We start from the raw sequence: 2,269 nt of genomic DNA, 5'->3' as shown, positions 1-2,269 counted from the left end.
CTCTCCCGCCCCACCTGGTCGCTGCCCGGACTTCATCTCATCCCTCCTTGTTGGCTCTACCGACGAGCTCACTTTCCAGGGAGCCCCGGCCACCAACACACCTGGATTTGGGTACTCCTTCCAAGGTACAGGCGGCGGTCCCCGTTGCTTCCTCCCTTTCTCCCAGAATAATGACTCGTCCTCCACCCGCGATGTCCCCTCCCAGTACGTTCCGGACTCTGGGTCACCTTCCAAACGCTTCACTGACAACGAACTCCACAAGCTATTTGGCAATCGCACCTTTTGTGACTGGTCCATCCTCACCAAGGCTTGCGAGGGGGGTAGCGTTGCCAACCTTAAGGAGAAGCCAATCTCCATTGGGGATCTGGTCAATATCCGGCGCAACCGTCGTGGTAAGAAGGCGCAAATTCCCCCACCGGGACACACCATCTGTGTGGACATTGGTTATGGCGATGGTGTTTCCCCTGGTGGCCATCAATATGCCTTAGTCATCATTGACGCTGGATCCCGCCAGTGTTGGAGCTATGGGCTCCGGGACAAAAGTGGCGCCACTCTTGCCGCGGCTTTCCAACAGTACTTCGCTGACATCGGTCCAGATCGAACCTCCCAGCTGGTACGCATGCTCACCGACTTTGACACCTCTATCATCAGAGGGGACGTCAAGCGATTGCTCCTTAGTAAGGGTATCAAGATCCTATCGTCTGTCCCCTACCGACACTCCCAAAACGGATTGGTGGAACGCCACTGGGCCACCGCCGTCCGCGTGGCCCGCTCATACCTCCAAGAGGCAAACTTACCCCGCAAATTCTGGTTCTGGGCGCTCAGGGCGGCGTTTGAGCGTATGAACGTAATCCCGCTCGAAGTCGACCATCCTGACCATGACGGCCCGCTGTACATCACCCCGTTCGAGCTCTACTACGGCCAAAAACCAGACCTACGCACCCTCGTCCCATTCGGATCTATCGGATACTTCAAGCGTGAAAGGGATTCCATCCGTGGCAGCACTGTAGCTCGGACGAAGTTCCAAGCACAGACCTTCCCAGGCATTGCCGTTGGCCGTAGTACTGATGCCAATGGTATGCTGTTCTGGTCCCCCGAGACACAGCAGTTTAGTGTGGCATCCGACTACACCCTGGATCCCAACAAGCAAGTCCGGACCCTAGTCCCTGAACTTCTCAATGATGGTGGGTTCAACCTTACTGTGCTTTCCCCCCCAGCGGAATCCAGCACCCCCCACTCCCTGGGAGACATGGTACTGATACAGCCAGAAGGTCCAGCCACTGAGAGCGGCGAGGCCCCTCACATCAAGGGAACCATCGTCTCCATCCCAGTCCCCAGCATCCACCCACTCTACCGAGTGGAGTGGGAGAATGGCCACTGCTCTGATGTTCCCGCGGAACACATCTTTGCCCCAGCAGAATGTGAGCCCCATGAGCTCCCTGACCCCGAGGACCCTGACTTTGATCCCACCCAACGGGACCCGATTCACCCCCTTCACCCTACCTGGCTCCGCGCTGGGCAGAAGGTTGGATACAGCAACAATGGCCAACGCCAACTAGGCACCCTGGAGCTCACGGAAAGGTACACCTGGGCATTCACCCAACATGACGAGGGTGGCCGCCGAGTAACCGAGATAGAGCTGCCTGACTTCCTGTCACATTGGCGATCAATGTTCAATGAAGGAGTCATGTCCCTGGGACATGATGTGAGTGCCAGCCCATTCCTCCGCTCCGACCCTGAAACCCACAGTCCCTCCCCCGACCGCACTGGCCGGGACTGGTCCCAGCCCTTCACCGGCAGCCTGGGCACTACCACTGGCACCCGCTCCGGAGCTCACTTCCGAGGACATGCCCGACATGTGTCCGCGCGGAACCTCACCTCCCCTTGCCCCCGCTTCCTGTGGCAAGCACTTAAGGACAAGGATCACCCGGACTATGCCACCTGGCTGCTGTCCTACAACAAAGAACGGGATGGTCTCATCTCCCTGGACACCTATGAGGTCATCCTCGAAATGAGTACCAACGGTTGAAGGCTAAGCACAACATCACTGCCACCCCCACCATGTGCATTCATACAGTTAAAACCGATGGCGCAGGGAACCCAGTCCGTGCAAAGTCTCGAACCGTGGTGATGGGCAACGCCGCAGACCGATACTGGACGAAGAATGATCTCTTCACCCCAGTCGTAATGAAACACACCATTAGAGCTCTCACTGGCCTAGCAGTCTCTATGGGACGCAAAGTCAAACAGTGTGACGCCAAAAATGCAT

General features: G+C 57.4%; 2 protein-coding genes. One reads left to right on the top strand and one right to left on the bottom strand.

Annotated features, from left to right (window positions below):
• Positions 1-1,159: 1,159 nt before the first annotated feature.
• Positions 1,160-1,555 (bottom strand): hypothetical protein, encoded by a 396-nt coding sequence (locus ACRCYW_RS20150; protein WP_438551780.1) that lies wholly within the window; start codon positions 1,553-1,555, stop codon positions 1,160-1,162.
• Positions 1,556-1,858: 303 nt separating this feature from the next.
• On the opposite strand from ACRCYW_RS20150, the gene ACRCYW_RS20145 reads away from it, so the two are divergent.
• Positions 1,859-2,029, top strand: coding sequence for a hypothetical protein (locus tag ACRCYW_RS20145; RefSeq protein ID WP_438551779.1), 171 nt, complete (start codon positions 1,859-1,861; stop codon positions 2,027-2,029).
• Positions 2,030-2,269: the final 240 nt, after the last annotated feature.

This window comes from Aeromonas sp., from assembly GCF_051657805.1.
GTDB lineage: Bacteria > Pseudomonadota > Gammaproteobacteria > Enterobacterales > Aeromonadaceae > Aeromonas.
The sequence above is the reverse complement of the archived record's forward strand: the minus strand, read 5'-3'. Positions and strand labels throughout refer to the sequence as shown.